This window comes from Brevundimonas sp. G8 (genome assembly GCF_902506205.1).
Taxonomy (GTDB): domain Bacteria; phylum Pseudomonadota; class Alphaproteobacteria; order Caulobacterales; family Caulobacteraceae; genus Brevundimonas.
In genome coordinates, this window is sequence record NZ_LR732816.1 from 2,439,304 (window position 1) to 2,462,758 (window position 23,455).

Here is a 23,455-nt window from a genome sequence, read left to right on the forward strand (position 1 = left end):
ATGACGCGCATCGCCATTCTGGAAACCGGCCACCCGCCGGAGCATCTGAAGGACGACTTCGACGACTATCCGGCGCGGTTCCGGGCGCTGCTGGGCGAAGGCGTGGCGACGACGCGGTTCGACGTGCAATCCGGTTATCTGCCTGAGGATCCGTCGGCGTTTCAGGGGGCCATCGTCACCGGGTCGGCGGCGGGCGTCTATGACGACCTGCCGTGGATCCCGCAGCTGGTGGACTGGCTGAGGGCGGCGCGAGGACGGACCCGACTGGTGGGTATCTGCTTCGGGCATCAGGCCCTGGCCCATGCTTTCGGCGGCGTGGTCGAGAAGTCGGACAAGGGCTGGGGCGTGGGGTTGCATCGCTACGAGGTGCAGGCAGACGAACCGTGGATGCATCCGCGCGCGCGGACGATCTCGATCCCCGTTTCGCACCAGGATCAGGTGACGGCGATCTCGGATGATGCGCGGGTGATCGCTTCCAGCGGGTTCACGCCCTATGCCGGTCTGGCCTGGGGCCAAGACGCGATTTCGTTCCAGTGCCACCCGGAGTTTCAGCCCGACTATGCGGCGGCCCTGATCGAGGGACGTCGGGGAACGCGTATCCCGCACGACCTGGCGGACGAGGCGATCGACAGTCTGAAACGGCCCAATGACCGGGCCGTGCTGACGGCCTGGATCCGCGCCTTCCTGCTGCTGACCCCGCCTCCGGTCGAGGACTACGGCAGCGGGATCTAGAGCCCGAGCAGCCGGATCAGCACCAGCGCCAGCAACACCAGGGCGCCCAGCGACAGGATGACGGCGGCGACGACACGGCCGCCGGCGCGGGCGACGGCTCGAATGTCGGTCTGGAGGCCCAGGGCGGCCATGGCGACGACGGTCAGTAGGCCGGACGCGGCGGCCATCGGCGCGAGGGTCGCCTGCGGGATCAAATCCAGCGAGCGCAGGGCGATCATGACCAGGAAGCCGACGATGAACCAGGGCAGCAGGCGGGAAAGGCCCGGCCTGATCGCCGTCGGTGCGCGGTCGCGGAAGATCAGCGACAGCGCCAGGATGACCGGCCCCAGCATCAACACCCGCACCAGCTTGACCACCGTGCCGGTCTGGGTGGCGACGACGCCGAACGGGGCGGCGGCCGCCAGGACTTGCGGCACGGCATAGACAGTCAGGCCGGCGAGGGCTCCGTACTGGAGGCCGTTTAAATGGATCAGGCCGCCTAGCAGGGGCAGGGCCAGAACAACGATCACGCCGAGCACGGCGGTGAAGGCGATGGAAGCCGCGACCTCCTCGCCATCGGCGTCGATGACGGGAGCGACGGCGGCGATGGCGGAGTTGCCGCAGATGGCGTTGCCGCAGGCGACCAGCAGGGCCATGCGCGGGTTCAGGCCCAGGGCGCGGCCGATGCCGAAACCGGCCACGATGGCCAGGGCGACGAGGGCGAAGATGCTCAGGACGAAGCCGACGCCCAGCGACGATAGGGTCGCGGCGCTCACCGAGGCGCCGAGCAAAACCACCGCAACCTCCAACAGAGTCTTGGCCGAGAAGTCGATGCCGGCCTTGAACCGCACATCCGGGGTCCAGGCGGTGCGGACGGCGGCGCCCAGCAGGATGGCTAGCACCAGTGGCTCCAGCCAGACACGGCCGATCACGTCGCGCTCGATGCTGGTCAGGCCGATGGCCGCCAGGGTCACCAGCAGGCACAGCATGACGCCGGGCCGGATCTTGCGCCCGAACGCCGTCGCCGACGCCAGGCTGGGCGTATTGGCGGGCGCGGGCAGGGCGGCGGACTTCATAAGCGGGTGATGCGCCGGCTCTCGACGGCAGTCCAACGGATAGTTATTGTCGTTTCAATCCGATTTGGAGATCAATCGTGACCCTGGAACGCCTGCGCATCTTCGTTGCCGTGGCCGAACGCGACCATGTGACGGCGGCCGCGCGGGCGCTGAACCTGACGCAGTCGGCGGTGTCCAACGCCCTGGCGGCGCTGGAGGCGGAGCACGACGTGCGGCTGTTCGACCGGGTCGGGCGGGGCGTCGTCTTGAACGAGACCGGCCAGGCCTTTCTGCCCGAGGCGCGGGCCGTGCTGGCGCGGGCGCAGGCGGCGGAGGCCGCGCTGGCGGACATGAGCGCCCTGCGGCGCGGGCGACTGGCGGTGTTCGCCAGCCAGACCATCGCCAGCTACTGGCTGCCGCGCCGGCTGGTGGATTTCCACAAGGCCTATCCCGGCGTCGAACTGGCGGTCGAGATCGGCAACACGCGCGAGGCGGCGCAGGCGGTGCTGAGCGGCGCCGCCGAGATCGGCCTGGTCGAGGGGGCGGTTGACGAGCCGGCCCTGTCGCAGGTCCAGGTGGGTTCGGACCGGCTGGCGGTGCTGGTGACGCCGGACCATCCCTGGGCGACGCGGCGGCGGCTGGAGGCGCGTGATCTGGCGGACCAGCCCTGGGTGTTGCGCGAGGTGGGGTCAGGCACGCGTTCGACGCTGGAGGCGGCGGTGCACGATATGGGCGTGGATCCCGCGACCCTGTCTGTGTCGATGACCCTGCCGTCGAACGAGGCCGTGCTGGCGGCGGCCGAGGCGGGGGCGGGGGCCACGGCCCTGTCGGAAAGCGTGGCCTATGCGTCCGTGGCGGCCGGGCGGCTGGTGACGGCGCCCTTCACCCTGCCCGAGCGGCCGTTCCGGCTGTTACGACACCGGGAACGGTATCGCAGCCGGGCCGGCGACGTGTTCGTGGAGGCGATGGGCTAGGGCCACTTCACCGAGGGCGGCATGGAACTGAGGATGGACTCCACATTCCCGCCGGTCTTCAGGCCGAACATGGTGCCGCGGTCGTAGAGGAGGTTGAACTCGACGTAGCGGCCGCGCCGGATCAGCTGTTCCTCGCGCTCTTCTTCCGTCCAGGGCTCGGCCATGCGGGCGGCGACGATGCGGGGATAGACGTCCAGGAAGGCTAGGCCGATGTCGCGAGTGAAGGCGAAATCGCGGTCGTAATCGTCGCTGTCGTGATGATCGTAGAAGACGCCGCCAGTGCCGCGCGGCTCATTGCGGTGGGGCAGGTAGAAATACTCGTCGCACCAGGCCTTGTATTTGGCGTGCCAGGTCGGGTCGTGGGCGTCGCAGGCGGTCTGCATGGCGGCGTGAAAGGCGACCGTGTCGGGATGATCCTGGCGGCGGTCCGCCATCAGCACCGGCGTCAGGTCGCCGCCGCCGCCGAACCAGCTCTTGGTCGTGGCGATGAAGCGGGTGTTCATATGTACCGCCGGGACGCGCGGGCTGACCGGGTGGCAGATCAGGCTGACGCCTGTGGCGAAGAAGCGGGGATCGACGTCGGCGCCGGGCACGGTCCTGGCGTAGTCGGCGGGAAAGCTGCCGTGGACGGTCGAGACATGGACGCCGACTTTCTCGAACAGGCGACCGTGCATCATCCCCATGACGCCGCCACCGCCTTCGGGCCGCTCCCAGGCGGTGCGGACGAAACGGCCGGGCTCGCCGGGAAACAGGTCCACGGGCGCTGAATCCTCCAGCGCCTCGAAGGCGGCGTGGATACGGTCGCGCAACTGTTCGAACCAGGCGCGGGTCTCGACCTTCTTCAGGTCGAGCGGATCGGAGAAGACGGCGTCGCTCATGGCGCGCTTGAACCACGTCGCGGCGGCGGCGTCATCCGGACAGGTTGTCATAAGAGGAATCGCAGGCGCTAATGGCCGCCTGCCGTTTTCAGGAAGCCCGCCCATGATCCGTCGTCTTGTGTCCGTCGCTGTGGTCTCACTCGGGCTGGGAGGCGCGGCCCATGCCCAACAGGCCGATGAGGCGCGGGTGTTGGAGATCCTGAAGACTACGCCGCTGATCGACGGGCACAACGACCTGCCGTGGGCGCTGCGCCAGCAGTATGGAAACGACGTCTACGCTGTTGATCTGACCAAGAACTTGGCGGCCTCCACCAAGCTGCATACCGACATCGCGCGGCTGAGGGCCGGTGGCGTCGGTGGTCAATTCTGGTCCGTCTATGTGCCCGCCAGCCTGACGCCGCTGGAGGCCGTCGAGGAAACCTTCGAACAGATCGACACGGCCAAGCGGATCATCGCCGCCCATCCCGAGACCTTCGGCCTGGCGATCACGGCGGACGAGGTGGATGCGGTGTTCAAGTCGGGCCGGATCGCCAGCCTGATCGGGATGGAGGGCGGCTATTCGATCGACGATTCCCTGGCCCTGTTGCGAGAATTCTATCGAGCCGGCGCCCGCTACATGACCCTGACCCACTCCAAGACCACAACCTGGGCCGACAGCGCGACGGACGCGCCGAAATGGGGCGGTCTGAATTCTTTCGGAGAAGAGGTGGTCAAGGAGATGAACCGGCTGGGCATGATGGTGGACCTGAGCCACGTGTCCGAGGAGACCATGCTGGACGCCATGCGCGTATCCGATGCGCCGGTGATCTTTTCCCACTCGTCGGCGCGGGCGGTGACGGACCATCCGCGAAACGTGCCGGATCGGGTGCTACGGATGATGCCCCAGGACGGCGGGATCGTGATGATCAACCTGGCGCCGGGCTTCGTGTCTGAGGCGGTGCGGGCCTGGAACGGCGCCAAGGCCGGGGAGGAGGCGCGGCTCAAGACCCTCAACCCCGGCGATCCCGGCGCGGTGGAGGCCGGTCTGACCGCCTGGACCACCGCCAATCCGACGCCGCAAGCGACCCTGGCCGACGTTGTGGCGCACATCCAGCATGTGCGTGAAGTCGCAGGCATCGACCATGTCGGCCTAGGCGCCGATTTCGACGGCATCGGCAGCCTGCCCGAGGGCATGGGCGGGGTGGATGCCTATCCCCGCATCCTGGCGGCCCTGATGCAGGCCGGCTGGACCGAGGCGGACATCCGCAAGATCGCCGGCGAGAACCTGTTGCGGGTCATGCGGTCCGTCGAGGCCGTGGCGGCGTCAAAGGCCGGCGAGCGGCCGTCGATGGCGCGGCTGGAACCTGCGGCTCAGGACTGACCGATCCCGCCGGTCTGGCGCAGGCCTTCCCACAGGGCGATGCCGGCGGTGACCGACAGGTTCAGCGAGCGGGCCTGGGGGCGCAGCGGCACGACGACGCGGGCGTCGGCGGCGGCGTGGACGTAATCGGGGGCGCCGGCGCTCTCCTTGCCGAACAGAAGCACGTCGTCGGGCTGGAAGACGAAGTCGGGCAGGGGCGTGGCGCCGCGCGTGGTGAACAGCACCAGCCGGCCGGCGGGGCGGTCGGACTGGAATGCGTCCCAATCGGCATGGCGGGTCATGTGCGACAGGGGGCCGTAATCGAGGGCCGCGCGCTTCATGGCGCGGTCGTCGAAACGAAAGCCGGTCGGCTCGATCACATGCAGATCGACGCCGAAACAGGCCGACAATCTGATGCACGCTCCGACGTTCTGAGGAATGTCAGGTTGAAAAAGGGCGAGACGCATTCTAAGGCCTGACATACGCGCGGCGAGGGGGTTTGTCGCGGTCTGTTTGCGAGCGTTTCGCAAGAAACGTCAGCAGCTTGCGCGAAATGGGCGCAAGTGTCGGGCCGTCGGGGATTTCCGGCGTCTTTTGTTGGTTCGTGCCGTGGCTGGGAGAGGCTCCTGGGCTTCTTCCGCGGCGTTCGAGAGGTGGAAACGTGGCCGAATCGGTCGTGCATACGGAAGACACTCACAGCCCCGAGGGCGGTGATCCCAATCGTCGTGACTTCATCTACATCGCAGCGGGCGCTGCGGCGGTCGGCGCGGGGGCGATGATCGCCTGGCCGTTGATCAACCAGATGAACCCTGCGGCCGACACCCTGGCCCTGGCGTCGATCGAGTTCGATCTGACCAAGGTTCAGGAAGGCCAGCAGGTCGTCATCAAATGGCAGGGCAAGCCGGTGTTCGTGCGTTACCGCACCCCGGCCGAGCTGCAGAAGGTCATCGCCGACGATCACGCGCCGGACCTGAAGCAGCCCCAGACGGACGCCGAGCGGACCAAGCCGGGTCACGAGAAATATCTGGTCGTCGTCGGTTCCTGCACCCACCTGGGCTGTGTTCCGACGTTCGGCGCGGGCGATTACGGCGGCTGGTTCTGCCCCTGCCACGGCTCGCACTACGACGCGTCCGGGCGTATTCGTAAGGGGCCTGCGCCCCTGAACCTTGTTGTGCCGGACTACGATTACCTGTCCGACACCCGCGTCAAGATCGGTTGAGGACCAAGGGGGGATCATGAGCGATCACGAGAGCACCTACGTCCCGAAGACGGGCGTCGAGAAGTGGCTGGATACCCGGCTGCCGATCATCCGTTTCGGCGCGGACTATATGTCCCTGCCGACGCCGCGGAACCTGAACTACTGGTGGACCTTCGGCGGCATCCTGGCCCTGTGCCTGATGACGCAGATCGTCACCGGCATCGTTCTGGCCATGCACTATACGCCCAACGTCGACCTGGCCTTCGCCTCGGTCGAGCGCATCATGCGCGACGTGAACGGCGGCTGGCTGATCCGCTATGTCCACGCCAACGGCGCGTCGATGTTCTTCATCGCCGTCTATCTGCACATGCTGCGCGGCCTCTACTACGGCTCCTACAAGGCGCCGCGCGAGATGATCTGGATCATCGGCTGCGTGATCTTCTTCCTGATGATCGCCACCGCCTTCCTGGGCTATGTCCTGCCCTGGGGCCAAATGTCGTTCTGGGGCGCGGAGGTCATCACCAACCTGATCGGCGCCATCCCGGTCCTGGGCGAACCGATCCTGGTCTGGCTGCGCGGCGGACCGGCGATCGACAATGCGACGCTGAACCGCTTCTTCTCGCTGCACTATCTGCTGCCCTTCGCCATCCTGGGCTGCGTCGTGCTGCACCTTTGGGCGCTGCATTCCGCCGGTCAGAACAACCCGGTCGGCATCCTGATCCCCAAGGATCGCGAGAAAAAGGACATGCTGCCCTTCCATCCGTATTTCACGGTCAAGGACGGGTTCGCGATCATCCTGTTCCTGATCCTGTTCGCGATCTTCGTCTTCTATCAGCCGAACGCCCTGGGCCACGCCGACAACTACATCCCGGCCAACCCGCTGGTGACGCCGGCGCACATCGTGCCCGAGTGGTACATGCTGCCCTTCTACGCCATCCTGCGCGCCATCCCGGACAAGTTCGGCGGCGTAGTGGCGATGTTCAGCGCCATCGGCGTGCTGTTCGTCCTGCCCTGGCTGGATACGTCCAAGGTGCGCTCGATGCGCTATCGCCCGACGATGCGGACCTTCTTCATCATCTTCCTGGTGGTGGGCTTTGGTCTGGGCTGGTGCGGCGGTCAGCTGCCGGACGCGCCGGTGCTGGGGTCGTTCAAGACCTTCACCCTGGTTGACGGCGACCTGAACTCGTACCTGTGGCTGACGCGCGTTCTGACGGCCTACTACTTCATCTTCTTCCTGATCATCATGCCGCTGGTCGGATTGAAGGAGCAGCCGCTGCCGATCCCGGCGACGATCTCCGAACCGGTCCTGACCGGCGCGGACGCCGTCGAGCAGAAGGGCTGAGGGTCATGACGATTGGAATGAAGACCGTGTCGATCAAAAAGATCATCGCCTCGGCCGCCATTGCGCTGGGCCTGATGAGCGCCGCCGCGCCTGCCATGGCGGCGGGCGTCGCCGCCCACCCGCGCTCGGGCGGTTTCAGCTTCGAGGGGCCGTTCGGAACCTACGACCAGGGCCAGCTGCAACGCGGCTACAAGGTCTATCACGAGGTCTGCGCCGCCTGTCACGGCATGAACCTGATGCACTATCGAAACCTGGGCGACCGTCATGGGCCGTTCTGGAATCCGAAGTATCCGAACCCGAACGACAACCCGGTGGTCAAGGCGCTGGCCGCCGAGAACCAGGCGCCGGACATTGACAGCGAGACCGGCGAAGCGATCCAGCGCGACGCCACCCCGGCCGACAAGTTCCATTCGCCCTATCCCAACGCCACGGCGGCGGCGGCGGGCAATGGCGGCGCGGCGCCGCCCGACCTGTCGGTCATGGCCAAGGCCCGTCACGACGGCGCCAACTACATCTATTCGCTGCTGTCGGGCTACAAGGCCGCGCCGGCGGGCCTGACGATCCGCGAAGGCCAGCACTACAACCCATATATGGCCGGCGACCTGACGCCGTTCTGGACGGGCGACCATCACGACGTGCCCCCCGGCGGCTTCATCGCCATGCCGCCGCCGTTGCAGAACGGCCAGGTGACCTATGACGACGGTTCGCCCCAGACGGTGGATCAATACGCCAAGGACGTCGCGGCCTTCATCGCCTGGACGTCGGAACCCAAGATGGTCGAGCGCAAGCAGGCCGGCCTGGGCGTGCTGATCTACCTGTTCATCTTCGCCGGCATCACCTACGTCGCCTACCGCCGCATCTGGAAGGGCGTCGCCCACTAAGCGTCTTCCGACCGCCGAAACATCAGCCCGTCGAAGCTTGCTTCGGCGGGTTTTTCGTTTGCGACGAATGGTCCGTGACACGGAATCGACATGGTAGGTTTCGCCGCCTAGGGTCGCCTATCGTTTTCGGCTGTGGGGCCACTGTTCATGCGTCTTGTCTCTTCTTTCGCGGCTGTCCTTTTGGCCAGCGCCTCCCTGTCCGCCTGCGCTACTTCAACCGCGACCGCACCCAACCCCGGCGCCGTCCATAGGGTCCCGGTGTTCGACGCCGCGCGGATCTCGCAGGACATCAAGACCCTGTCGGACGACAGCTATGAGGGACGCGGCATCGCCACCCCGGCGGAAGAGAAGGTCGTGCGTTATCTGAGCGAGGGCTATGCCGCCGCCGGGTTCGAGCCGGGCGGGCCGAACGGTCAGTGGACGCAGGACGTGATCCTGAACCGTTTCACCCAGTCCAATGTCCAGGCCTCGTTGAAGCTGGGCGACTGGACGCTGCCGATGACCCAAGGGCGCGAAGTCGCCATCTCCACCCGCCGTCCCGCCGAGCATGTCAGCCTGAAGGACGCGCCCCTGGTCTTCGTCGGCTATGGCATCAATGCGCCCGAGCGCCAGTGGAACGACTTCAAAGGGCAGGACCTGCGCGGCAAGATCCTGGTCGTTCTGGTCAACGACGCGGATTTCGAGGAGCCGGCGCTGAACACCTTCGGCGGCAAGGCCATGACCTACTACGGCCGCTGGACCTACAAATACGAAGAGGCGGCCAAACAGGGCGCGGCGGGCGTGTTGATCGTGCACGAGACGGCGCCCGCCTCCTATGGCTGGCAGACGGTCGCCAACTCGTGGGGCGTGTCGCAGTTCGACATCTTGCGCCAGAATGCGGCGGCGGAGCGTGTGCCGATGGAGGGCTGGATCCAGCGTGACGTGGCGGTCGATCTGTTCCGCCGCGCCGGGCTGGATTTCGAGGCGCTGAAGGTTCAGGCGCGCAGCCGTGACTTCCAGCCCGTCTCCTTGACCGGCGCGTCCTTCTCGACCGAGTTCGACGTGGCGACCAATCAGGTCACCAGCCACAATGTCATCGCCCGACTGCCGGGTACGACCCACCCCGACGAAACCGTCCTCTATACCGCCCACTGGGACCACATCGGCATGGGCGAGCCGGACGCGACGGGTGACCGCATCTTCAACGGCGCGGTGGACAATGCGTCGGGCACGGCGGGCCTGCTGGAGTTGGCGCGCATGTTCGGCGGCGGCCCGCGCAATGAGCGGTCGGTGGTGATAATCAGCTTCACCGGCGAGGAAAGCGGCCTGCTGGGCTCGGAATACTATGCCGTCAATCCGGTCTATCCGCTGGCCAAGACGGTGGGCGGGTTCAACATGGATTCGATGAACGTCTATGGTCGTGTCACCGGCCTGGGCGTCACCGGCTATGGTCAGTCAGACTTCGACGAGCGCCTGGCGGCGGCTATCCAGCCGCAGGGCCGCACCCTGGTTCCCGATCATGAGAATGCGGCGGGCACCTATTATCGCTCGGACCATTTCCCCCTGGCCAAGCGTGGCGTGCCGATGGCCTATGCCGGCAGCCGGGGCGAGTTCCGGGATGCTCCGATCGCCGAGCGCGAGGCGGCGCGGGCGGAATACGGCGCCAAACGCTATCACCAGGCGGCGGACGAATGGTCGCCGGATTGGGACTATCGCGGCATGATCGAGGATCTGACGGTCTTCTATGATGTCGGCCGCGCCCTGGCGAACGGTCGCGACTGGCCGGAATGGAAGACGGGATCAGAGTTCGGCCCTGTGCGGGCGACCACCGCGTCGGAACGCCGCTAACCCTTATTGACCAACGAGGGGCGGGGAGGCATCCCCGCCCTTTCGCGTTTCCACGTTTCGAGTGCGCCTGAATGATCCTTCGCCGTTCGTCCTTCGTCGCCCTTGCGGCGCTTGCCCTGGCCGCCTGTGCGACCGCCCCGGTCGCAGGTCCCGCTCCAAAGGTTGACGCCTTCGCCGTCGCCTCGGCCGCGACGCCGCAGTTCAGCGCCCAGCGCCTGTCGGACCATATCAAATATCTGGCGTCGGACGAGATGGAGGGACGGTTTCCCGGTCTGGTCGGCGAGGGTCTGACCCTGGCCTATCTGCAGGCCCAGTATGAGGCGATGGGGTTGGAGCCGGGCGGTCGCGACGGATCGTGGCTGCAGCCGGTCGATCTGGTGCGGTTCACGCCGCAGCGGGCGCCGACGGCGTCCTGGGCCGGGGAGGACGGGGCGGCGCATCCGCTGGTTTCGGGGACGGACATCACCCTGCGCGCCGGCTCGGCGGATCCGGTTGTGAAGGCTGAGGCGCCGCTTGTCTTTGCGGGCTACGGCATTTCGGCGCCGACCTGGGACGACTATGGCGATGCGGACCTGACCGGAAAAGTCGTGGTCATCCTGCGTGGTCAGCCGACCGTGATGGGCGAGGATCCAAACTTTTACGGCTCGACGACCCATAAGACCCAAGAAGCGCTGAAGCGCGGGGCCGTGGGGGTCATTACGCTTCAGGATCAGGACAACCGTTGGCGGCGCGCTGTAGGTGGGGCGACCCGGCCGCAGATGACGGTCAAGGGCGCGCAAGACCCGCGCTTCAGCGGCGCCATCAACATGGCGACGGCGACTGCGATCGGCGGCGCGGCCATGGAAGGCGCGGTCGAGCGCGCCAAAGCCAACGCCCTGAGTGGCATCGTCGATCTAGGCGCGCGCCTCAGCGTCGACATCGCCGAGACCACCGAGGTCATTCATTCCAACAACCTGCTGGCCAAGATTCCCGGCACGGAACGGCGGGATGAATATGTCTTCTACTCCGCCCACTGGGACCACGTCGGCAAGGCGAAGACGCCGAACGCCGAGGGCGACGACATCTTCAACGGCGCCTGGGACAATGCGTCGGGGACGGCGGGCCTGATCGAAATGGCGCGGGCGTTCAAGGCAGGCCCGGCGCCGAAACGCACCGTGGTCTTCCTGCATGTCACGGCCGAGGAACAGGGGCTGTTGGGGTCCGAAGCCTATGCCGCCGATCCGGTCTATCCGCTGGCGAAGACGGCGGCGGACATCAACATCGACATGCTGCCATTCACGCCTGCGACGCGGGACGTGGCGGTGTTCGGGGTGGGCAAGTCCGAGCTGGAGGACATCCTGGGCCGGTTCGCCGCCGTGCAGGGGCGGACGGTGACGGGAGACGGCTATCCCGAAGAGGGATTCTACTATCGCTCGGACCACTTCAACTTCGCGGCGGGCGGGGTGCCTGCTCTGATGCCGTGGACGGGCCGCGATTTCGTCGCGGGTGGGATCGAGGCGGGCAAGCCCTACTACGAGGGGCAGATGGCGCGGTATTATCACAAGCTGACGGACGAATGGCGCGCCGACTACGACTTCACGGCGGCGCTGCAAAACCTCGATCTGCTGTATCGGTTGGGGCTGACGGTAGCCGACAGCGAGAGCTGGCCGGCGTGGAAGCCGACGGCCGAGTTCAACGCCATCCGCGACCGCACGGCCGATCAGCGGAGGTAGGTCTCAGGCCGCTGCGAACGGGTAGGGGCTGACGGACTTGGACCAGTCGTCGACGGCCAGCGGGCGGTCGATGGGGGCGGCGGCGCGTTCGGCGCAGGGGTGGCGGTGGCACAGGCGGCAGGCGGGGCCGATGGGAGTGACGTCGGGGCGTTCCAGATCCAGGCCGAGCGCATAGGCCAGGCGGTGGGCGTGGCGTAGTTCGCAGCCCAGGCCGACAGCCAGGTCGTGGGTCTCGCCGAAACCGTCGTGGCCCTGGCGCTCGACCGTGCGGGCGAAGGTAAACCAGCGACCCCCCGGCTTTCCGTCCTGGCCGGGCGTCTCAATGATCTGGGTGACGATCCGGCCCGGCGTGCGGAAGGCGGAATGCAGCCGCCAGCGCGGGCAGGCCCCGCCGAAGCGCGAGAAGGGAAAGGCGCCCGCCGCATAGCGTTTGGAGATGTTTCCGGCCTGATCGACGCGCATCAGGAAGAAGGGCACACCGCGCGCCGTGGGGCGCGACAGGGTGGTCAGCCGATGGGCGGCCTGTTCGTAGCTGACGCCGAACCGGGCCTGGAGCCTGGCAAGGTCGTAACCGGTCTCCTCCGCCGTGCGCTGGAATGCGGCGTAGGGCATCAGGGTCGCGGCGGCGAGGGTGTTGGTCAGGGCGACCTTCAGTAGGGAGCGCGTCGCGTCGTCGGGGGCGTTCGCGGCCTGAACCAAGTCGTTCAGCGCCTGTCCGTGTTCGACCAGGGCCAGCTGATAGGCGATGGCGAAGGCGCGCGAGGACGGGCCCAGCGTCTCGGACAGCAGCAGGCGACGGCGGTGCAGGTCGAAGCGGCGGGTCCATTCGACCATGACCTCGGCGGGCAGGGTGCGGACGCCCAGGTCATGTTTCGCCGCCAGCCGGTGGCGGGCGGCGGGCTCGAAGCCGTCAGCGTGTACGGGGGCCTCTGCCGTCAGGGCTTCGGACAGGGCCTCGCCCAACTGGTCCAGTTCGGGGAAGTGGTTGCCGCGCGACTGGATGTATTCGCGCACCCATTCGGCGGGGCTGGTTTCGACCAGGCCCTCGCCGTTTTCGGCGGCGGCGCGCGAACGGGTGCGGCCGTCGTCGAAGGCCTGATACAGGCGCAGCATGGCGTCGGCCACGCCGGGCGCCTCTTCGAGCAACTGCACCAATTCGTGACGCGGGGCGGACAGGCCCTTGAACAGGGGATCGGCCAGGATCTCGGTCAGGCGAGCTTCGTCGGCGGCGCCGCCCTGGTTCAGGCTGCGCAGATCGACGTCGTAGGTGTCGGCGAGGCGTAGCAGCAGCTGGGCCGAGACGGGGCGCTGGTTGCGCTCTATGTGGTTGAGATAGCTGGGGGAAACACCCAAGTCGGCGGCCATAGCCGTTTGGGTCAGGGCCAGGTCGCGCCGCAGCCGCTTTAGCCGGGCGCCGAGGAAGAGTTTGCGGTCAGCGGCGGCGTCCATGACTGTATAATGTCATGATGTGACTTGCATTGCAAAGTCATGATATGACAAAATGACATAAATGATGTGCCTGTCGCTGTGTTATTCGTGACTTCGGCGTGTTCTTGTCTCCGAGACGGCGGCTGCGGCCGCGCCCTTCAGAGACCGAGTTCGATCATGACCACCTTTGCCGATCTGGTGCCTTCGCCCACCGGCCGTTTCGACGGCATCGAGCGCCCCTACACGCCTGAGGACGTCCTGCGCCTGCGCGGCTCGGTGCCGGTCACCCATACGCTGGCCGAACGCGGGGCCAACCGCCTGTGGCAGTTGCTGCACGACGAGCCCTTCATCAACGCCCTGGGCGCCGTCACTGGCAACCAGGCCATGCAGATGGTCCGTGCGGGCCTGAAGGCCATCTATCTGTCGGGTTGGCAGGTCGCGGCCGACGCTAATACGGCCGGCGCCATGTATCCCGACCAATCGCTGTACCCGGCCAACGCCGCGCCGGAACTGTGCCGCCGCATCAACCGCACCCTGCAACGCGCCGACCAGATCGAACACGCCGAAGGCGGGGCCAAGCGCGACTGGTTCGTGCCCATCGTCGCCGACGCAGAGGCCGGCTTCGGCGGGCCGCTGAACAGCTTCGAGATCATGAAGGCTTTCATCGAGGCGGGCGCCGCCGGTGTCCACTTCGAGGACCAACTGGCGTCCGAGAAGAAGTGCGGCCACCTGGGCGGCAAGGTTCTGATCCCCACCCAGGCGCATGAGCGCAATCTGGTCGCCGCGCGTCTGGCCGCCGACGTCATGGGCACGCCGACCATCACGGTCGCGCGGACGGACGCCGAGAGCGCCCAACTGATCACCTCGGACATCGACGAGCGCGACCAGCCCTTCATCGACCGCGACAACCGCACGCCGGAGGGCTTCTTCCGTCTTAAGGAAGGCACGGGCCTGGACCACTGCATCGCGCGCGGCCTGTCCTACGCCAATATCGCCGACCTGCTGTGGTGGGAGACGTCGCACCCGGATCTGAACGACGCGAAGAAGTTCGCGGAGGCCGTGCAGAAGGAGCATCCGGGCAAGCTGATGGCCTATAACTGCTCGCCGTCCTTCAACTGGAAGGCCAAGCTGGATGACGCCACCATCGCCAAGTTCCAGCGCGAGCTGGGGGCCATGGGCTACAAGTTCCAGTTCGTGACCCTGGCGGGCTTCCACAGCCTGAACAACTCCATGTTCGAGCTGGCGGACGGTTATCGCGATCGCGGCATGGCGGCCTATTCGGAGCTGCAACAGCGCGAGTTCGCCAACGAGGCCATCGGCTACACCGCCACGCGCCACCAGCGCGAAGTCGGCACCGGATATTTCGACCAGGTCGCCACGGTCATCTCCAACGGTCAGTCGTCCACGACGGCGCTGAAGGACTCGACCGAGACCGCCCAGTTCACCCACGCGGCTTAATCAGAAAAGGAACCCGCAAAAATGGAACCTCTGACCCGAACCGAAGCCATCATCGACTTCTGCCTGGCGCCCCTGGCGCTCGACACCGGCACGGAGGCCGAGCGAGAGGTGCGCCGCCGCATGACGCATGTGCTGCGAACCTATCAGGCCAAGACCGCAACGCCGGTCGCCGTGGACTTCTCGTCCATGCCGTCCCAGGTGATCAACGAGGCGGCTCACGGCTACGAATAGGTCGTCCGACCAAAGAAAAAGGCCCGCTCCGATCGCTCGGGGCGGGCCTTTTGTCGTGCTGGACGCGGTTTAGCGCGGGCCGGACGGCGTCGTGTTCAGCGACTGGGTCGCCGTGCTGGCGGCGGCCGGAACCGGTGTTTGGGGAACCGAGACCGAGATGGGTGTGCGCGCCGGGGCGGCGCCGGTTTCCTGGGGATCGCCGACGATGATGGTGGTGATCTGGGTCGCTTCGGTCGTGCAGGTGGCCAGGTCGCGGGTGACGTGGCGGCCCAGGCAGAAGACATCCTCATAGCTGGGGCGTGAGGCGGCCAGGCACTGGAACAGCATCAGCTTGGACATGTTCAGGCAGAACTCGCTGTTCGGCTCGTGCGTCAGGGCCTCCGTATTTACGCGCGCCTCGTCGCCGCCGGAACCCAGGGCGGCCAGAGCGGCGATGGCCAGTGAACGAACCACGGCGGGGGTGTAGGGCGGCGCCTTGCGCGACGGTTCGATGGCCAGGCCCGTGCCGCTGTTGGCGGCGGCGAATAGCAGGTTGGCTTCGTCGGCCGAGGGCAGCATGTCCACTTCCGACAGAGTTTTGGCGCTTTCCAGACGGACTTCGCGATGCGGGATCGGCACGACGGCCCAACTGCGGCGCGGGTCGCTGCGGCCTTGGATGGTGTAGGCGTCCTGCTCGATTGCCTCGGCGATTCCGCGCATGGCCACGGCGTCCTTGCCGATGGTGCTGGAGATCAGGCCGGCGGCGGCGTCGGCGCCGGGCAGGGTGGCGGCATAGGCCGGGTCGGCGACGATCTGGGCCACCATCTGCTGGCGCTGGACCGGATCGATGGCGAACTGGCGCACGCCGGCGACGAACTCGGGCGACTGAAGGGCGATGATCGAGCCATAGGCGATCAGGCCGCGCGACAGCTGGTTGGGATCATAGGACGCGCCCTTTCGCAGAGCGACCTGGATCGATTCGGCGTCTGGGAAGCCGCCCGGCTGGATCGTGCGGGCCTCGCGCAGGAAGGCGACGTAGATGGAGGCGGCGTCCGCCACGTCCTTGTTCAGCGAAATGGGCGGCGGCTGGCGAGCCGCCAGTTCGGCGGCAAGACGTTGCGCTTCCAGCTCAGCCTTCGACGGTCCGCTCTCGCAGCTGGCGAGCAGGACGGCGGCGGCGAGGGCGGCGGCGGAGAGGCCGCGGCTCAGTAGGGCCGATTTCATGAAGACTTCCTCAGGCGATCACGCGCGCACAAAGCGCCAACACTGTTGGCGCTTATAAGGCGGGCCTTATGGTTATCCGAAGGTTAATCGAACAGCTTTGAAACCGATTCCTCGTTCGCGATCCGTCGGATAGCTTCGCCAACCAGCGGAGCCACGGAAACCGTTCGTATTTTCGGGCAGTTCAAAACTTCGTGGGGTTGCTCGATGGAGTTGGTGATCACCAACTCCTTCAGCGGTCCGTCGGTGATCCGCTGGACGGCCGGGCCGGACAGGACGCCGTGGCTGATATAGGCCGAGACCTCGGTCGCGCCCTGGTCGATCAGGGCCTTGGCGGCGTTGACCAGGGTGCCGCCCGAATCGACGATGTCGTCGAACAGAATGCAGCGGCGGCCCTGAACGTCGCCGATGATGTTCATGACTTCGCTCTCGCCCGCCTTGGGCCGACGCTTGTCGACGATGGCCAGGTCGGCGTCGAGGCGGCTGGCCAGCGAACGGGCGCGCACCACGCCGCCGACGTCGGGCGAGACGATCATCAGGTCGTCGCCGCGGGCGTATCGTTCCTTGATGTCCTGCGCCAGCACGGGCGTGGCCACCAGATTGTCGGTCGGAATGTCGAAGAAGCCCTGGATCTGACCGGCATGCAGATCCATCGTCAAGACGCGGTCTGCGCCGGCGCGGGTGATCAGATTGGCGACCAACTTGGCCGAGATCGGCGTGCGGCCGCCGGTCTTACGATCCTGACGGGCATAGCCGAAATACGGGATGACGGCCGTGATCCGCCGCGCCGAGGCTCGCACCAAGGCGTCGGTGATGATCAGCAGCTCCATCAGATTGTCGTTCGCCGGATAGGAGGTCGACTGCAGGATGAAGACATCCTCGCCGCGCACGTTTTCTTCGATGATGGCGAAGACTTCGTTGTCGGCGAAACGCTTGACCTGGGCCTTGGTGAGGGGCGCATCCAGATGGTCGGCGATCGCCTGGGACAGTGCGCGGTTGGAGTTGCCTGAGAGCAGCTTCATCGGCCGGTCATCCTTTCGCCGTCATCCGCCCCCCATGAACGACGGTCGGTTGGCGCGCTCTTTACCAGTGGAGCCGGGCAGGGCAAGTCGTATGCTGAGATTTCCTTGGCATGGCGCGGCTCGGTTGCGGGTGCTAGAGGTCGCCGCGTTGGTTTCCGGGGGAATGGCTTAGGGCCTTTCTCCACACGTCATGGGGTCGTTCTTGTCCGCTTCTAAGTTCCGTTCCGGCATGGTGCTGATGGCCGCGGCGATCGCCGCAGTGACGATTTCAGGCTGCGCCGGCAAAGAGCGCCCGCGCCTCGCCTACGAAGAGCGTCCCGTCGAGGCCCTGTACAACACTGGCTATGAGCGCCTGCAGCAGCGCCGCTGGTCCGACGCCGTCGATTATTTCCAGGAAGTCGAACGCCAGCACCCCTATTCGGACTGGGCGCGCCGCGCGATCCTGATGCAGGTCTACGCCTACTATCAGAACAACGCCTATGCTGACGCCATCGCGGCGTCGGACCGGTTCATCCAACTGTTCCCCGGCAATCCGTCGGCGGCCTATGCCTTCTACATGAAGGCGGTCTGCAACTTCGAACAGATCACCGACGTGGGTCGCGACCAGGGTTACGCCACCGCCGCCCTCGCGGGTCTGAAGGACGTATCCCGCCGTTATCCGGGCACGCCTTATGCGTCGGACGCCGCCGTCAAGATCGACATGGTCAACGACCAGTTGGCTGGCAAGGAAATGAATATCGGCCGCTACTATCAGCGCGCCAACCAGCCATTGGCGGCCGTCAACCGCTACAAGTCGGTCATCGCCAACCCGGACTTCCAGCGCACCTCGCATACGCCCGAGGCCCTGTACCGTCTGGTCGAGGTGAACCTGCAGCTTGGCCTGAAGGAAGAGGCGACCCGTAACGGCGCTGTGCTTGGCTACAACTTCCCCGGCAGCCCCTGGTACGCCGAGGCCTACGCCCTGCTGACCGAGAACGGCCAGACGCCGGACAAGGCGCCTGAGGGCAAGCGCGAGAGCTGGCTGCAACGGATCATTCCGGGCTGATCACGCAACGGCTTGTGAAATGCGGCCAGTGTCGGGATTCTGTCGGTCATGATTCGTTCTCCCGGCGCTTGAAGCGATGCTGACCGCCCTTTCCATTCGCGATGTCGTCTTGGTGGACGTGCTCGATCTTGAGGTCGAGAGCGGCTTGACTGTGCTGACCGGTGAGACCGGGGCCGGCAAGTCGATCATTCTGGACGCCCTGGGCCTGGCGCTGGGCGGACGGGGTGATGCGGGTCTGGTCAGGAATGGCGCGAAACAGGCGGTCGCGACGGCCATCTTCTCCGCGCCCAACGATCCCGATCTTCTGGCCCTCGTCGCCGAGAAGGGGTTCGAGGTCAGGCCTGGCGAGGATCTGATCCTGCGCCGGGTACTGGGCGCCGACGGTCGCAGCCGGGCCTATGTCAACGATCAGCCTGCCGGAGTGACGGCGTTGCGCGAGATCGGCGCGGCCCTGGTCGAGGTGCATGGACAGCACGAGACAGTCGGCCTGCTGGACTGGCGCACCCATCGGGGTTCGCTGGACGCCTATGGCGGTCTTCAGCCGCAACTGCTTGCGGTCGCAACGGCTTCGACCAAGCTGAAGGCCGCCGAGGCCAAGCTGGCGGAGCTGAAAGCCCAGGCCGCCGATGCGGCCGCACGACTGGAAGAGATCAGCCTGAACCTGTCCGAACTGGACGCGCTGGATCCGCGCGCCGACGAGGAGACGGAACTGGCGGGCGAACGGGCGCTGCTGGGCGCGGCGGAAAAGGCCATCGCCGATCTGGCCGACGCCCGCACCCAACTGGGCGGCGACAAGCTGAGCCAGAAACTGGGCGCGGCCCTGCGCGCCGTCGAACACGCACGCCAGCGGGCGGGACAGGCGGGGGCCGAGGGCGACCACCCCGTCATCCTGAAACTGTCCGCCGCCGTGGACGCCATCGACCGCACCATGGTCGAGGCGGCCGAAGCCGTCGCCGCCGTGGACGCCGCCGCCGCCGCCTTCGACTATGAGCCGGGTCGGCTGGACAAGGCGGAAGAGCGGCTGTTCGCCCTGCGCGCCGCCGCCCGAAAGCTGAACACCACGGTCGACGCCCTGCCGACCCTACGCATCCGGCTGCGCGAGCAGTTGCGGCTGATTGAGGACGGCGAGGAGGCCCTGACCAATGCCGGGCGCGAGGCGGCGGAAGCGGCCGAATCCTACGATCTGGCGGCCGAATTCTTGACTTCGGCGCGCGAGGCTGCGGCCGACCGCCTGACCGCCGCCGTCATGGGGGAACTGGGCCCGCTGAAGCTGGAGCGGGCGCGGTTCCGCGTGGCGCTGGAGCCGATCGAGGGCCGGCGCGGCCCAGACGGGGTCGAGACCGTGCGGTTCCAGATCGCCACCAACGCCGGCAACGACTTCGGGCCGTTGGACGCCATTGCGTCAGGGGGCGAACTGGCCCGCTTCGCCTTGGCGATGAAGGCGGCCCTGGCCAGCCGCGAGGACATGCGTCAGCCGGTCATGATCTTCGACGAGGTGGATCAGGGCGTGGGCGGGGCCGTGGCCGAGGCCGTCGGCTCGCGCCTGAAACGCCTGTCGAACGGGGCCCAGGTTCTGGTGGTCACGCACAGCCCCCAGGTGGCGTCGCGCGGTCATGCCCACTGGAAGGTGATGAAGGCCGACCGTGACGGCCTGACCACCACCACGGTCGTCACCCTGGACGACCAGCGCCGCCAGGAAGAGATCGCCCGGATGCTGTCCGGCGCCGAAATCACCGACGAGGCGCGGGCGGCGGCGCGGGCGCTGATCGGCTGATGACCAGGTCTTAGACCCCCAGAATCCAGCCTTCTTCCTGCTCGACCTGTGCGATGAGTTCGGGCGAGGCGTCCTTGGGCGGGCCAAAGGCCTTGGCCAGGTCGCCGGTCTCGTCCATTCGGGCCAGGGCCTCGGCAGTCGAGCGGACCTGGGCCTGGTCCTTGAACTCGCCCTCATTCGGCTTGGTCTCGTGCATCGAGGGCCAGACCTCGACGACCAGGGCCGACAGCGGCTCGACATCTTCGGGCGTCAGGGCGCGCCAGCCGGTGCCGAAGGGCCAGACGGCGCCGGAAGGGCCAAGGCTTTCCAGCAGCCGCCGCACGGCCGGGATGCCGACCAGGGTCTGGCCGCCCACGGCGCCGGCGCCATGCATCTGCCAGACGCTCTTGGGCTGAAGCCGGCCCTTGCGGGCCTTGTTTTCAGTCTCGCGGAACTCGGGGATATCAGCGCCTGAACCAACGGGAGGCTTGGTGGTGGTCAGCCAACGCTGCGCCTGTTTGGCCGGCGCGCCCCACAGGGGCCAGGCCTCATCCGTCATCAGCCGGTTCATCTTGGCCGCGACCTGATAGCGGTTGTTGGTGTTGTCAGCCTTGTCCACGACGTTCGACGCGATGAACTTCCACATCGATTGCCATGGTGTGCCGTCCAGCTTCAGCCGGGCGGCCGTGCCGACAGGATAGCCGAAGTTGAAATCCAGCCCGACCAGCACCCGGTCGCCGCGCTTTCTGTGGTCCGCCAGGATGGAGGCCAGCAAGGCTTCGCCCTCGGCGCGGGTCGCGACATTGTGCGTCTCGGTATAGAGACGGAACCGCACGTCGCGCTTGGCCACACCGATCCACAGCGACGTGTCGCCGAGCTTCTTGGTTTCGGCGGCGGTCCAGTCGGCGACGATATAGGCGTCGAAAAGGCGGGCCAAGGCGGCCTCCTTGATAAAGGCGTGTCGTTAGGAATGAGCGGGGCTTCTACCGCTCCATCGCGGCGACCGAAAGGCCCCTGTCGCGTCTCATCCCTTCAGCAGGGCTTCCAGATGCGACAGCCAGCGCCGGCCCAGCCGAAGCGCCTCGCCGGGTGAACCGGTCTGGACGGGCAGGGCGGCGTCCCACAGGGCCAGTTCGAACTCGGGGTGTCGGGCGTCGGCGAACATCAGGCGCAGCACCACCTGCTCTGCGTCGGGGGCCAGGACATCCAGAGACTTGCGGGCCTCGCCCCGGCGAACGCGGGCCACCACATGGCCATCGACGATGATCTCGCCGCCGTCCACCTCGTCGAAGGCATAGACCAGGCCGTGGGCGCCGTTGGCCCACAGAACCACCACCTGTTCGATGTCGAAGTTCAGCGCGCAGGCGCGGCCTTCGCCCGGCGACAGGGCCTCGACCTCGGGCGCGGCGCCCAGGGTCTTGAGCATGGCGCGGTGCAGGCGACGCGGCGGCTCCATCCACCACGACAGGGCCAGGGCCAGCGTCGTCAGCAGGGCCGCCGCCAGGGCGATCAGCAGAACCACCCGCAAGGCGTCGGCCATGGGCGTCAGGCCTCTAGATCGAGATCGACCACGACGGGGACGTGGTCACTGGGCTTTTCCATGTCGCGAGCGTCGCGATGCGTCTCGATGCCCCGGAACCGGTCGGCGGCCTGTGGCGACAGCAGGGCGAAGTCGATGCGGATGCCGTGGTCGCGTTGCCAGGCCCCGGCCTGATAGTCCCAGAAGCTGTAGGTTCCGGCCGGTTCGCCGCCGATCTCATGCGCGTCGGCGAGGCCCAGGTTCTTGAGCGCCCGGAAGGCCTGTCGGCTCTGGGGCTGGAACAGGGCGTCTTCGGTCCAGGCGGCGGGGTTCTTGGCGTCCTCGGCCTCGGGAATGACGTTGTAGTCGCCGCACAGGGCCAGCGGCTCCTCGAACGCCATCAGGTCGCGGGCGTGGCGGTTCAGACGTTCGAACCAGGCCAGCTTGTAGGCGAACTTCTCGGTCCCGATCGGATTGCCGTTGGGCAGATAGATGGCGCCGACGCGGATGGGCCGGGGCGCCTCGACCAGAGCCTCGATATAGCGGGCCTGTTCGTCCGCATCGTCGCCGGGCAGGCCGCGCCGGATATCGGACAGTGGGTATTTCGACAGCAGGGCGACGCCGTTGTAGCTCTTCTGGCCGTGGGTCTCGACATTGTAGCCCAGGCTCTCGAAGGCCTCGCGCGGGAATTTCTCGTCCACGCATTTGATCTCCTGAAAACAGGCGACGTCGGGAGCGGCCTGCTCCAGCCACGCCAACACGGTAGGCAGGCGGGCGTTGACGGAGTTCACGTTCCAGGTGGCGATGCGCATGACGGCGACGCTAGGCTGCGTCTCGGTTCTGGAAAAGAGGGCGCGCAAAACAAAAGGGCCGCCGGATCGCTCCGACGGCCCTTCGTTTGGTCTGTGACGTCGCTTACGGGCGACCGCCGGCCGGTGCAGCCGCAGCCGTCGTCAGCTTGCAGCCGCCGCCTATGGCCTGGGCGGTAGCGCAGGGATAGACCTGCTGAACCGCATTTTCAGCGTTCAGGCGGGCGATGACGCCGTCGGCGCCGGCGCACTTGGCTTCATAGAAGACGCCGTTGGCGTTGCGGCCCATCAGGCGGGCTTCGGTCACGTCGCAGGATGCGGCTTCGGAACCGACAAGCAGGGTCTTCACGAAGGCGGCGTTCTCGGCGGTGGTGGTGAACTCACACGTGCCTTGTTCCGCGAGGACTTGAATGCATGGGGTTTTGGTCCAGGTCGCGGCCTGTTGCTTGATCCAGTAACCAGGACCATCCGAACAGCCAACTTCATAGATGACGGCGCCGTCGCTGGACTGTCCGCGAAGTTTGGCCTGATCCACGGTGCAGGCGACGCCGGCGTCTACAGCGTACTGGCGCAGGAACTTCTGGATGTCGATGTTGGCGGCGATCGTGCACTGCGCGGCGGGAGGCGCCGTCGGGTTAGCCGCGCGGGCGACCTCGGCCGAATGGGCCAGGATGATGCAGCTTGAGGCTTCCGGCGGCGTCTTGGTTTCGACGATGTAGCCCGGCGCGGCGCCGCAAGCGACTTCATAGACCGTCGTGTCGGCGGCGGTCTTGCCCATCAGCTTGGCCTCGCTGACCTGGCAGCCGGTCGTCGTGAGGTTCATCTGCTCTTGGGCCGAGGCCAAGATTTGCTCGGCCGTGGGGGCGGCGGGCGCGCGTTCGCGACGCTGGCGGCCGGCTGCCGCACGAGACGTGGGGCCTTGGGTCACGGCAGGTTCATCGTCAGCGTTGCGCTGTTGTTGCGATTGCTGACGCTCTTGCGCCATGGCGGGCGCGACGGCGAAGGCGCTGAACAGAAGCGCCGCAAGGGCGGCGGCGAGGCGGGACTTCATGAAAACACCCTGGGTTTCTGAA

22 protein-coding genes are annotated in these 23,455 nt (G+C 66.9%); 12 read left to right on the forward strand and 10 right to left on the reverse strand.

Annotated elements, in window-relative coordinates:
* On the forward strand, positions 1–732 hold the full coding sequence (locus CHRYSEO8AT_RS11770) for a type 1 glutamine amidotransferase (RefSeq protein WP_159850216.1): 732 nt from the start codon (positions 1–3) through the stop codon (positions 730–732).
* On the opposite strand, the gene CHRYSEO8AT_RS11775 is transcribed toward CHRYSEO8AT_RS11770, so the two are convergent.
* Positions 729–1,787: a YeiH family protein gene (locus CHRYSEO8AT_RS11775; RefSeq protein ID WP_201304425.1), complete on the reverse strand. Its 1,059-nt coding sequence runs from the start codon at positions 1,785–1,787 to the stop codon at positions 729–731. The genes CHRYSEO8AT_RS11770 and CHRYSEO8AT_RS11775 overlap by 4 nt on opposite strands.
* A gap of 77 nt (positions 1,788–1,864) precedes the next feature.
* On the opposite strand from CHRYSEO8AT_RS11775, the gene CHRYSEO8AT_RS11780 reads away from it, so the two are divergent.
* Complete coding sequence (locus tag CHRYSEO8AT_RS11780; protein ID WP_159850218.1) at positions 1,865–2,740, forward strand: LysR family transcriptional regulator; 876 nt, start codon at positions 1,865–1,867, stop codon at positions 2,738–2,740.
* On the opposite strand, the gene hemF is transcribed toward CHRYSEO8AT_RS11780, so the two are convergent.
* Positions 2,737–3,618, reverse strand: a complete 882-nt coding sequence (hemF, locus tag CHRYSEO8AT_RS11785; protein ID WP_159851724.1) for an oxygen-dependent coproporphyrinogen oxidase — start codon at positions 3,616–3,618, stop codon at positions 2,737–2,739. The two genes, CHRYSEO8AT_RS11780 and hemF, sit on opposite strands and share 4 nt — an antisense overlap.
* 103 nt (positions 3,619–3,721) lie before the next feature.
* Here hemF and CHRYSEO8AT_RS11790 point away from each other — a divergent pair, with 103 nt between their 5' ends.
* Complete coding sequence (locus CHRYSEO8AT_RS11790; protein WP_159850220.1) at positions 3,722–4,978, forward strand: dipeptidase; 1,257 nt, start codon at positions 3,722–3,724, stop codon at positions 4,976–4,978.
* Here CHRYSEO8AT_RS11790 and CHRYSEO8AT_RS11795 read toward each other — a convergent pair.
* Positions 4,969–5,424 carry a tRNA (cytidine(34)-2'-O)-methyltransferase gene (locus tag CHRYSEO8AT_RS11795; protein WP_159850222.1) on the reverse strand — a complete coding sequence of 152 codons (456 nt, stop codon included), beginning with the start codon at positions 5,422–5,424 and terminating at the stop codon, positions 4,969–4,971. The two genes, CHRYSEO8AT_RS11790 and CHRYSEO8AT_RS11795, sit on opposite strands and share 10 nt — an antisense overlap.
* A gap of 194 nt (positions 5,425–5,618) precedes the next feature.
* On the opposite strand from CHRYSEO8AT_RS11795, the gene petA reads away from it, so the two are divergent.
* From petA to CHRYSEO8AT_RS11820, 5 genes are all read left to right on the forward strand, one after another.
* A complete protein-coding gene (gene petA / locus CHRYSEO8AT_RS11800; protein WP_159850224.1) occupies positions 5,619–6,176 on the forward strand; it encodes a ubiquinol-cytochrome c reductase iron-sulfur subunit in 558 nt (185 codons plus the stop codon).
* A 16-nt stretch (positions 6,177–6,192) separates the two neighbouring features.
* Entirely contained in the window at positions 6,193–7,497 is a 1,305-nt protein-coding gene (locus tag CHRYSEO8AT_RS11805; RefSeq protein ID WP_159850226.1) for a cytochrome b N-terminal domain-containing protein, read from the forward strand.
* A gap of 5 nt (positions 7,498–7,502) precedes the next feature.
* Positions 7,503–8,378 carry a cytochrome c1 gene (locus CHRYSEO8AT_RS11810; RefSeq protein WP_236547527.1) on the forward strand — a complete coding sequence of 292 codons (876 nt, stop codon included), beginning with the start codon at positions 7,503–7,505 and terminating at the stop codon, positions 8,376–8,378.
* Positions 8,379–8,525: 147 nt separating this feature from the next.
* A complete protein-coding gene (locus tag CHRYSEO8AT_RS11815; protein ID WP_159850228.1) occupies positions 8,526–10,205 on the forward strand; it encodes a M28 family metallopeptidase in 1,680 nt (559 codons plus the stop codon).
* 71 nt (positions 10,206–10,276) lie between these two features.
* Positions 10,277–11,917 carry a M28 family peptidase gene (locus CHRYSEO8AT_RS11820; protein ID WP_159850230.1) on the forward strand — a complete coding sequence of 547 codons (1,641 nt, stop codon included), beginning with the start codon at positions 10,277–10,279 and terminating at the stop codon, positions 11,915–11,917.
* A 3-nt stretch (positions 11,918–11,920) separates the two neighbouring features.
* Here CHRYSEO8AT_RS11820 and CHRYSEO8AT_RS11825 read toward each other — a convergent pair whose 3' ends face one another.
* A complete protein-coding gene (locus CHRYSEO8AT_RS11825) occupies positions 11,921–13,366 on the reverse strand; it encodes a short-chain fatty acyl-CoA regulator family protein (RefSeq protein ID WP_159850232.1) in 1,446 nt (481 codons plus the stop codon).
* Positions 13,367–13,522: 156 nt separating this feature from the next.
* On the opposite strand from CHRYSEO8AT_RS11825, the gene aceA reads away from it, so the two are divergent.
* Both aceA and CHRYSEO8AT_RS11835 read left to right on the forward strand, forming a co-directional pair.
* On the forward strand, positions 13,523–14,803 hold the full coding sequence (aceA, locus tag CHRYSEO8AT_RS11830; protein ID WP_159850234.1) for an isocitrate lyase: 1,281 nt from the start codon (positions 13,523–13,525) through the stop codon (positions 14,801–14,803).
* 21 nt (positions 14,804–14,824) lie between these two features.
* Positions 14,825–15,034, forward strand: coding sequence for a hypothetical protein (locus CHRYSEO8AT_RS11835; protein WP_066550777.1), 210 nt, complete (start codon positions 14,825–14,827; stop codon positions 15,032–15,034).
* A 69-nt stretch (positions 15,035–15,103) separates the two neighbouring features.
* Here CHRYSEO8AT_RS11835 and CHRYSEO8AT_RS11840 read toward each other — a convergent pair whose 3' ends face one another.
* Positions 15,104–16,237: a hypothetical protein gene (locus CHRYSEO8AT_RS11840; RefSeq protein ID WP_159850236.1), complete on the reverse strand. Its 1,134-nt coding sequence runs from the start codon at positions 16,235–16,237 to the stop codon at positions 15,104–15,106.
* An 83-nt stretch (positions 16,238–16,320) separates the two neighbouring features.
* Positions 16,321–17,256: a ribose-phosphate pyrophosphokinase gene (locus tag CHRYSEO8AT_RS11845; protein WP_135193234.1), complete on the reverse strand. Its 936-nt coding sequence runs from the start codon at positions 17,254–17,256 to the stop codon at positions 16,321–16,323.
* A gap of 190 nt (positions 17,257–17,446) precedes the next feature.
* Here CHRYSEO8AT_RS11845 and CHRYSEO8AT_RS11850 point away from each other — a divergent pair, with 190 nt between their 5' ends.
* Positions 17,447–18,301: an outer membrane protein assembly factor BamD gene (locus CHRYSEO8AT_RS11850; RefSeq protein WP_159850238.1), complete on the forward strand. Its 855-nt coding sequence runs from the start codon at positions 17,447–17,449 to the stop codon at positions 18,299–18,301.
* Between the two features lie 76 nt (positions 18,302–18,377).
* Positions 18,378–20,075 carry a DNA repair protein RecN gene (gene recN / locus CHRYSEO8AT_RS11855; protein ID WP_159850240.1) on the forward strand — a complete coding sequence of 566 codons (1,698 nt, stop codon included), beginning with the start codon at positions 18,378–18,380 and terminating at the stop codon, positions 20,073–20,075.
* A 10-nt stretch (positions 20,076–20,085) separates the two neighbouring features.
* Here recN and CHRYSEO8AT_RS11860 read toward each other — a convergent pair whose 3' ends face one another.
* From CHRYSEO8AT_RS11860 to CHRYSEO8AT_RS11875, 4 genes are all read right to left on the reverse strand, one after another.
* Positions 20,086–20,991, reverse strand: coding sequence for a cobalamin biosynthesis protein CbiG (locus tag CHRYSEO8AT_RS11860; RefSeq protein ID WP_159850242.1), 906 nt, complete (start codon positions 20,989–20,991; stop codon positions 20,086–20,088).
* Positions 20,992–21,078: 87 nt separating this feature from the next.
* Entirely contained in the window at positions 21,079–21,594 is a 516-nt protein-coding gene (locus CHRYSEO8AT_RS11865) for a hypothetical protein (protein WP_159850244.1), read from the reverse strand.
* A gap of 5 nt (positions 21,595–21,599) precedes the next feature.
* Positions 21,600–22,385 carry an exodeoxyribonuclease III gene (gene xth / locus CHRYSEO8AT_RS11870; protein ID WP_159850246.1) on the reverse strand — a complete coding sequence of 262 codons (786 nt, stop codon included), beginning with the start codon at positions 22,383–22,385 and terminating at the stop codon, positions 21,600–21,602.
* Between the two features lie 103 nt (positions 22,386–22,488).
* Positions 22,489–23,433: a hypothetical protein gene (locus CHRYSEO8AT_RS11875; RefSeq protein ID WP_201304426.1), complete on the reverse strand. Its 945-nt coding sequence runs from the start codon at positions 23,431–23,433 to the stop codon at positions 22,489–22,491.
* Positions 23,434–23,455: the final 22 nt, after the last annotated feature.

Excerpts from the sequence above, each read along its gene's own strand:
- CHRYSEO8AT_RS11770 (WP_159850216.1), top strand. The coding sequence starts at position 1 with ATGACGCGCATCGCCATTCTGGAAACCGGCCACCCGCCGGAGCATCTG.
- CHRYSEO8AT_RS11775 (WP_201304425.1), bottom strand. The coding sequence starts at position 1,787 with ATGAAGTCCGCCGCCCTGCCCGCGCCCGCCAATACGCCCAGCCTGGCG.
- hemF (WP_159851724.1), bottom strand. The coding sequence starts at position 3,618 with ATGAGCGACGCCGTCTTCTCCGATCCGCTCGACCTGAAGAAGGTCGAG.
- CHRYSEO8AT_RS11790 (WP_159850220.1), top strand. The coding sequence starts at position 3,722 with ATGATCCGTCGTCTTGTGTCCGTCGCTGTGGTCTCACTCGGGCTGGGA.
- CHRYSEO8AT_RS11795 (WP_159850222.1), bottom strand. The coding sequence starts at position 5,424 with ATGCGTCTCGCCCTTTTTCAACCTGACATTCCTCAGAACGTCGGAGCG.
- CHRYSEO8AT_RS11805 (WP_159850226.1), top strand. The coding sequence starts at position 6,193 with ATGAGCGATCACGAGAGCACCTACGTCCCGAAGACGGGCGTCGAGAAG.
- CHRYSEO8AT_RS11810 (WP_236547527.1), top strand. The coding sequence starts at position 7,503 with ATGACGATTGGAATGAAGACCGTGTCGATCAAAAAGATCATCGCCTCG.
- CHRYSEO8AT_RS11815 (WP_159850228.1), top strand. The coding sequence starts at position 8,526 with ATGCGTCTTGTCTCTTCTTTCGCGGCTGTCCTTTTGGCCAGCGCCTCC.
- CHRYSEO8AT_RS11820 (WP_159850230.1), top strand. The coding sequence starts at position 10,277 with ATGATCCTTCGCCGTTCGTCCTTCGTCGCCCTTGCGGCGCTTGCCCTG.
- CHRYSEO8AT_RS11825 (WP_159850232.1), bottom strand. The coding sequence starts at position 13,366 with ATGGACGCCGCCGCTGACCGCAAACTCTTCCTCGGCGCCCGGCTAAAG.
- aceA (WP_159850234.1), top strand. The coding sequence starts at position 13,523 with ATGACCACCTTTGCCGATCTGGTGCCTTCGCCCACCGGCCGTTTCGAC.
- CHRYSEO8AT_RS11835 (WP_066550777.1), top strand. The coding sequence starts at position 14,825 with ATGGAACCTCTGACCCGAACCGAAGCCATCATCGACTTCTGCCTGGCG.
- CHRYSEO8AT_RS11840 (WP_159850236.1), bottom strand. The coding sequence starts at position 16,237 with ATGAAATCGGCCCTACTGAGCCGCGGCCTCTCCGCCGCCGCCCTCGCC.
- CHRYSEO8AT_RS11845 (WP_135193234.1), bottom strand. The coding sequence starts at position 17,256 with ATGAAGCTGCTCTCAGGCAACTCCAACCGCGCACTGTCCCAGGCGATC.
- CHRYSEO8AT_RS11850 (WP_159850238.1), top strand. The coding sequence starts at position 17,447 with ATGGGGTCGTTCTTGTCCGCTTCTAAGTTCCGTTCCGGCATGGTGCTG.
- recN (WP_159850240.1), top strand. The coding sequence starts at position 18,378 with ATGCTGACCGCCCTTTCCATTCGCGATGTCGTCTTGGTGGACGTGCTC.
- CHRYSEO8AT_RS11865 (WP_159850244.1), bottom strand. The coding sequence starts at position 21,594 with ATGGCCGACGCCTTGCGGGTGGTTCTGCTGATCGCCCTGGCGGCGGCC.
- xth (WP_159850246.1), bottom strand. The coding sequence starts at position 22,385 with ATGCGCATCGCCACCTGGAACGTGAACTCCGTCAACGCCCGCCTGCCT.
- CHRYSEO8AT_RS11875 (WP_201304426.1), bottom strand. The coding sequence starts at position 23,433 with ATGAAGTCCCGCCTCGCCGCCGCCCTTGCGGCGCTTCTGTTCAGCGCC.